The organism is Bacillus cereus group sp. BfR-BA-01380 (assembly GCF_022663535.1).
Classification (GTDB): Bacteria; Bacillota; Bacilli; order Bacillales; family Bacillaceae_G; genus Bacillus_A; species Bacillus_A cereus_BB.
The window spans coordinates 68,870-75,232 of the sequence record NZ_JAKUFS010000026.1; the positions used below are offsets into that span (position 1 = coordinate 68,870).

Consider the following 6,363-nt stretch of genomic DNA (forward strand, 5'->3'; position numbering starts at 1 on the left):
CCTTTTACTCTTTCAATCGAATAATACGCTGATTTGAGCTGCCGCGAAACGGTAGTGTTAAATCTCGCATCTCTAGCTCAAATCTTCCATCTACTAGCACATCAGCATAGTGCAATAATTCTATCATATCATTATTTCGCGAATTCTGTATCTCTTCTAGCGTATAACCTGTGTAAATCCACAAATTTTTCTGTAAGTCTTTCACGTTTTTTGCTAACTCTTTTATTTCACTGGCTTGAAAAAAGGGATCCCCACCTGAAAATGTTACATCCGTAAGAGGATTGTTTTCAATCTCTTTTATTATTTCCTCTTTTGTCATCTCTGTTCCATTACAAATATTCCAAGACCGTGGATTATGACAGCCAAAACAATGATGCGGACAGCCTGCAAAAAATACGACTGTCCGCAATCCTTCTCCATCTACCACACTATCATGAATGATGTTCATTACTCTCATGAATGTTTCACCCGTTCCTTTTCTTCACTGCGTTTCGCGCTGTTCCACTTTGACATATCTCCTACAAGATATCCAGTAATACGGCGAATTCTTTCAAAGTCATGTTCATTTTCATTCCCACAGCTTGGACATTCATTACCAATGATCCCATGATAACCGCAACATTTACAGCGATCAACCGGGTGATTAATAGACCCATACCCTACGCCATACTGGGCCATTGCCTTCACAATTTGCTGTAATGCTTTTTGATTATGAATAGCTGCTCCGTCCAATTCAATATACGTAATATGACCAGCATTACAAAGCGCATGAAACGGTCCTTCTAAACGAATTTTATCAATAGCTTGAATAGGATAATAAACAGGAATATGAAATGAATTTGTATAATAATTATGATCTGTTACACCTGTAATTGTTCCAAATTCAGCCCGATCTTCTTTAATAAATTTACCAGATAATCCTTCTGCCGGAGTTGCAATTAATGAGAAATTCAATTGATGTTCCTCTGTCGCTTGATCCATTTTCTTTCTCATATATTCGATAATTTCATAACCAAGCTTCCATGATTCTACGTCTTCTCCATGATGTTTTCCCGTTAAAGCAACTAAACATTCTGCAAGGCCAATAAAACCGATACTTAATGTACCTTGTTTTAAAATTTCAGCAACAGAATCTTCCAGTTGTAATTTTTCACCGCCGCGCCATACTCCTTGGGAATATAAAAATTGAAAATCCCTTGCTTTTTTCGTTGATTGATAGGAAAACCTCTCCAATAATTGACAAATACCTAAATCAACATAATAATTTAAAGCCTCAAAAAATGCTTCTTTAGACCCACTAATACACGCTAATTTCACTAAGTTAATAGAAGTAAACGATAAATTCCCTCGTCCAATCGCAGTTTCTTCCCCATGAATATTAGCCATTACACGCGTACGACACCCCATATAACACACTTCACTTTCAGGACGACCATCATAATATGCCGCATTAAATGGTGCATCTAAAAATGAGAAATTAGGGAACAATCGTTTCGCTGTCGTTTCTAATGCCAATTGAAACAAGTCATAATTTGGATCTGTCTCTTCAAAATTCACTCCCTTTTTTAACTTGAAGATTTGAATTGGAAAAATTGGTGTTTCTCCTTTTCCCAATCCAGCTTGAGTCGCTCGTAATAATTGTTTAATTAGTAATTTCCCTTCTTTTGATGTATCTGTTCCGTAGTTAATTGAAATAAACGGAACTTGTCCCCCGCCTCTGCTATGCATGCTATTCGAATTATGAATAAACGCCTCACATGCTTGATACGTATCGCTTTCTGTTTCTTTCCACGCAAACTCTTCTATTTGCTCAGCTGTTAATGGATATGTTGCTAAACGTTTTTTATTCCGTTCAAACGTTTTTCTCACATATGGCGCCAAATCCACGTCAAACAGCGCAAATGATTGTCCGCCATGCTGCATATTTTGATTTGCTTGAAAAATAATGGAGGAAAGCGCCAAAGCACTTTTAATATCTTGCGGCTGTCGCATATGTCCATGACCTGTATGAAACCCATTTTGAAGCATCTGAGCTAACGGAATTTGCGAACAAGTTGTTGTACCTGTTGCATAAAAGTCTAAATCATGCGGATATAAAATATTTTGATCAATTGCTTTTTTCACTGGCTCAGAAAGTAGTTGTTCTACCGCATAATACCTTGCACTCTCAGAAGCAAATTTCCCCATCACTCCCATTGGAGATCGCCCATCAACATTCGCATTTTCTTGCATTAAATCTTGTTCATTTGCATAGACAATTTTCGAAAAAATCCCCTTTAGATTCTCATCATATTCACTGTTTTTTTTCATTTCTTGATTCATTTCTTAACCCCCAACAACATCTTGTTCGTTTACTATCAAAATGATACAACATATAGTAAGAGTGAATCTGTGAAAAATGTAACATTCTTGTGAAAGTTTTTTTAAGACATATCGAATTTTTTCCACTCAAATTTCTGAATCAAAATTTCATCTTACAAAAAAGAAATGTGATCTTTACAAATGTGTGGTACAATATACGGGAAAAACTCTTTTTACCCTTTATCAACACATTTGTATAAAGGAGATTGAACTTATGCTTACATATCTTTTATTTATCGTTGCCTATTTGCTTGGCTCGATTCCATTTGCACTTGTTGTTGGAAAGATTGGTTATGGGATCGATATTCGCGAACACGGCAGCGGAAATTTAGGAGGAACGAATACATTTCGTACGCTAGGGAAAAAAGCGGGTTTTATTGTTACAATTGCTGATGTTTTAAAAGGTACATTAGCTACAGCGCTACCGATCATGTTCGGTTTACATATCCATCCCCTATGGTTTGGATTAGCTGCGGTACTTGGTCATGTATACCCAATTTTCGCAAAGTTCCGCGGCGGAAAAGCAGTTGCTACTTCTGCTGGTGTACTATTATGCTACGCACCACTTACCTTTGTAGTATTGGCTGTAGTCTTTTTCACCCTACTCTATACGACGAGATACGTTTCACTTTCTTCTATGATAGCAGCTGTCGCTGCTGTTATCGCAGCAATTATAAACGGGGATAAAATCTTCATTGTTGCCATGTGTTTATTGGCTGGTATGGTTATTTATAGACACCGTGCAAATATTGGACGAATTATAAATAAAACAGAACCAAAAGCAAAATTAACAAAAAAACAAAAATAAGATTGTGACCCACATAACGCAAAAAGAAAACGCAAAGCATATAAATGGCGTCTTTTTGCGTTATTTTTTATACTAAAAGAAAAAGCGATTATGTTGGAGGAATACTAGATGAACATTTCAGTATCAAAAGAAGCACTAAACTGGTATAAAAACGAGCTTGGTTTACAAACAGGAGATACCCTCCGCTTTTTCGTACAATATGGTGGATGTAGCACCGTTCAAAAAGGTCTTTCTTTAGGAATTCGTAAAGATGATCCAGCTACTCCTGTTGTACAATTTCAAGAAGATGGCATTACTTTCTTTATTGAAGGCGATGATGAATGGTTCTTTGATGGGCATGACTTGTCTGTTACATTTAGCGCTGATGACGAGTTCCCGCAATTTAATTATGTAAAATAAAAAACGTGGCCTGCGCCACGTTTTTTATTGCTTTTTAATTTCCTCGTACTTCTCATACCATTCTGGGTACAATTTTTTAAATGATACTGGACGAAAACCTTCTTTTTTCGCACAAATATTTGTTGTAAATGCTGTAATACAGCGCTCACCGTTTCCATTATAAATTTCATAGCCATATACAACACGTAGTGGGCTTACAGACTCCACCCATGTTTTCACAATGGCTTTTTCTCCGTAACGCATTGCTTTTCGATATGTAATTTGCAAATCAAGTACAGGAGATACAATCCCATCATTCTCCATTTCAACATACGAAAACCCTAAATCTTGGATTAATTTCGTACGGCCAAGTTCTAACCATACTAAATAATTTGCGTGGTACACGACACCCATTTGATCTGTCTCTGCATAACGGATGTCAATCTCCTGTTCTGCTATAAACATCATTTTAACTCCTTCTCGCTTGCGTTTCTTTCTACACCTTTAATCATAATACAGAGAATCTGAAAATAAAATAGAAGCGGCGGGTCTTTTTTTCTGAAAGGAGTGAGCATATGCTACAAATCATAACTGTAAAAAGCGGAGATAACGTGTATAAATTAGCTAAGCAGTACGGAACAACAGCAGAAACAATTGTGAAAGATAATGGGTTAAACCCAGCTGAAACACTCGTCGTTGGGCAAGCATTAATTGTGAATACACAGGGAAATACCTACCATGTACAACCTGGCGATAGCCTATATAAGATTGCCTTAACCTACAACGTACCTCTTGCCAGTTTAGCAAAAGTGAATCATTTATCATTAAAATCTGCGCTCCAAGTCGGACAGCAACTATATGTACCAAAAGGGACAAAAAAAATCATTGAATCTATCGCCTACTTACAGCCATCCACAATTCCGATTAAAGAAAGCTTAATTGCTTCCACCAAAGCTGTCAATTCATATTTAACCTATTTGGCCTACTTTAGCTTTGAAGCAAAACGTGATGGAACACTGAAAGAACCTACACAAACATCTGAAATCGTCTCAATTGCAAAACAAGGGCAGACGATTCCGATGCTCGTTATTACAAATCTTGAAAATGGAAGTTTTAGCGCTGAATTAGCAAGCATTATTTTACGCAATGAAACCATTCAAAATACGTTTATTACAAACATTTTACAAACTGCACAAAAATACGGAATGCGTGATATCCACTTTGATTTTGAGAACTTTGCACCAGCAGACCGCGAAGCATATAATCAATTTTTACGCAAAGTAAAAACACGTCTACCAAAAGGATATACGCTCAGTACAACCCTCGTCCCAAAAACAAGTTCAACTCAAAAGGGTCCAGCTGCAGCTCATGACTATAAAGCACAAGGTGAAATTGTTGATTTCGTTGTCATTATGACATACGACTGGGGATGGCAAGGTGGACCGCCTCTTGCAGTATCTCCAATTGGTCCTGTAAAACAAGTCATTCAATATGCAAAATCACAAATGCCGCCGCGTAAAATTATGATGGGGCAAAACTTATACGGATTTGATTGGATTGTTCCGTTTAAACCAGGAAATCCTCCTGCAAAAGCAGTTAGTTCTATTGCTGCCGTTGCACTTGCCCGAAAACACAATGTCCCAATTCAATATGACTTCACTTCTCAAGCTCCGCACTTCAATTATTACGATGCAAATGGAGTGAAACATGAAGTATGGTTTGAAGATGCTAGATCTGTTCAAAGTAAGTTTAATTTAATAAAAGAACAGGGAATTCGCGGTATCAGTTATTGGAAAATCGGCTTACCTTTCCCGCAAAATTGGCGACTCCTTTCAGAAAACTTTTCCATTACAAAAAAAGGCTGACAATTGTCAGCCTTCTCTTACTGATTACGATACGCAGCTTCCTCTTTAATTTCTTTTCGCATTCCTTCAATACTTTCCATGCGGCGCTCATTTTTTGCTTCGATTGCAGCGCGGTCTTTCTCATTTGAAAACTCTGCAGCTTCCCTTGCTTCGTTCATATTTTCAATTGTGTTATATACCGCCTCTTGCAATTTCTCAACGTTATCACTACGATCATCTGGATTTGGATTTGTTTTATATTGTTCTGGCATCTTGTCTTCCTCCTTTATAAAAAATACATACAACTTTAGTTTGTAAAAAACGAATGTAATTATGTATGCAAAAAAAGAAGGAGAATGATTCCATTCTCCTTCTTTCTAACCGTTATCAACAATCGGTTGTTTCCCTGATTTATCTTGCATTTGTTTCCCTTTATTACCGCCTGCTGCTCTTGATTGTGTCCCAAGCTGATTTGGTGCAAAATCTTTTGGATTTTTCTTTGGATTACCCATAATATCGCCTCCTTACAACTAGTATCATACTAGTTGTAAGAATTATTCAGCCTGCTTAAAAATACGTATTTCGTATCGCTTTTCTAATTTTTCTTCAATCCGGTCAATTGCATCACGATCATTAAGTAGTTGCCGTTTATTTTCTTTCACAAGCTCTTCAAACGATTTTCGCCGAGTTCTTCTCATACTGTTCACCCTTTCTTTCGTATTACTAGTATGAACAGTAAAAAAACACTCTAATCAGATTTATGAGAAAATTTTACCCCGCATTAACGGGCAGTAATACTCCCACCCCAAAATTCGGCGTAAGCATTGTCCAGTTCCAGTGGCTAGAATGTTCGGTGGATTCGCTTCTTCCTCACATTCTGGGCGAGCCACTTCCACATTTCTTTGTTGTCCAGCTCTAGCGGCTAGAATCTCCGGTCGTTTCGCCCCCTCGGACGAGGCAAAAAGCGCCTCT

The 6,363-nt window shown here is 37.5% G+C and carries 9 protein-coding genes; 3 read left to right on the top strand and 6 right to left on the bottom strand.

Going from position 1 to position 6,363, the window contains the following annotated elements:
* Positions 1-4: 4 nt before the first annotated feature.
* Entirely contained in the window at positions 5-457 is a 453-nt protein-coding gene (nrdG, locus tag MR076_RS20485; protein ID WP_242223757.1) for an anaerobic ribonucleoside-triphosphate reductase activating protein, read from the bottom strand.
* The gene (locus MR076_RS20490) at positions 454-2,310 is read right to left on the bottom strand and encodes an anaerobic ribonucleoside triphosphate reductase (RefSeq protein ID WP_242223770.1); all 1,857 of its coding nucleotides are present in this window, start codon (positions 2,308-2,310) and stop codon (positions 454-456) included. Before MR076_RS20490 ends, nrdG begins: the two co-directional genes overlap by 4 nt.
* A 265-nt stretch (positions 2,311-2,575) precedes the next feature.
* On the opposite strand from MR076_RS20490, the gene plsY reads away from it, so the two are divergent.
* Positions 2,576-3,169, top strand: a complete 594-nt coding sequence (gene plsY, locus MR076_RS20495; RefSeq protein ID WP_242223760.1) for a glycerol-3-phosphate 1-O-acyltransferase PlsY — start codon at positions 2,576-2,578, stop codon at positions 3,167-3,169.
* A gap of 108 nt (positions 3,170-3,277) precedes the next feature.
* Positions 3,278-3,568: a HesB/YadR/YfhF family protein gene (locus tag MR076_RS20500; RefSeq protein ID WP_242223761.1), complete on the top strand. Its 291-nt coding sequence runs from the start codon at positions 3,278-3,280 to the stop codon at positions 3,566-3,568.
* A 24-nt stretch (positions 3,569-3,592) separates the two neighbouring features.
* Here the strand turns inward: MR076_RS20500 and MR076_RS20505 are convergent, their stop codons facing one another.
* Positions 3,593-4,012 carry an acyl-CoA thioesterase gene (locus tag MR076_RS20505; protein ID WP_242223771.1) on the bottom strand — a complete coding sequence of 140 codons (420 nt, stop codon included), beginning with the start codon at positions 4,010-4,012 and terminating at the stop codon, positions 3,593-3,595.
* A 110-nt stretch (positions 4,013-4,122) separates the two neighbouring features.
* On the opposite strand from MR076_RS20505, the gene MR076_RS20510 reads away from it, so the two are divergent.
* Positions 4,123-5,412 carry a glycoside hydrolase family 18 protein gene (locus MR076_RS20510; protein WP_242223762.1) on the top strand — a complete coding sequence of 430 codons (1,290 nt, stop codon included), beginning with the start codon at positions 4,123-4,125 and terminating at the stop codon, positions 5,410-5,412.
* A gap of 17 nt (positions 5,413-5,429) precedes the next feature.
* On the opposite strand, the gene tlp is transcribed toward MR076_RS20510, so the two are convergent.
* The 3 genes from tlp to MR076_RS20525 form a co-directional block, all read right to left on the bottom strand.
* Complete coding sequence (gene tlp, locus MR076_RS20515) at positions 5,430-5,663, bottom strand: small acid-soluble spore protein Tlp (protein WP_242223763.1); 234 nt, start codon at positions 5,661-5,663, stop codon at positions 5,430-5,432.
* Between the two features lie 105 nt (positions 5,664-5,768).
* Positions 5,769-5,903, bottom strand: a complete 135-nt coding sequence (locus MR076_RS20520) for an acid-soluble spore protein N (RefSeq protein ID WP_098918370.1) — start codon at positions 5,901-5,903, stop codon at positions 5,769-5,771.
* 42 nt (positions 5,904-5,945) lie between these two features.
* On the bottom strand, positions 5,946-6,089 hold the full coding sequence (locus MR076_RS20525) for an FbpB family small basic protein (protein WP_242223764.1): 144 nt from the start codon (positions 6,087-6,089) through the stop codon (positions 5,946-5,948).
* Positions 6,090-6,363: the final 274 nt, after the last annotated feature.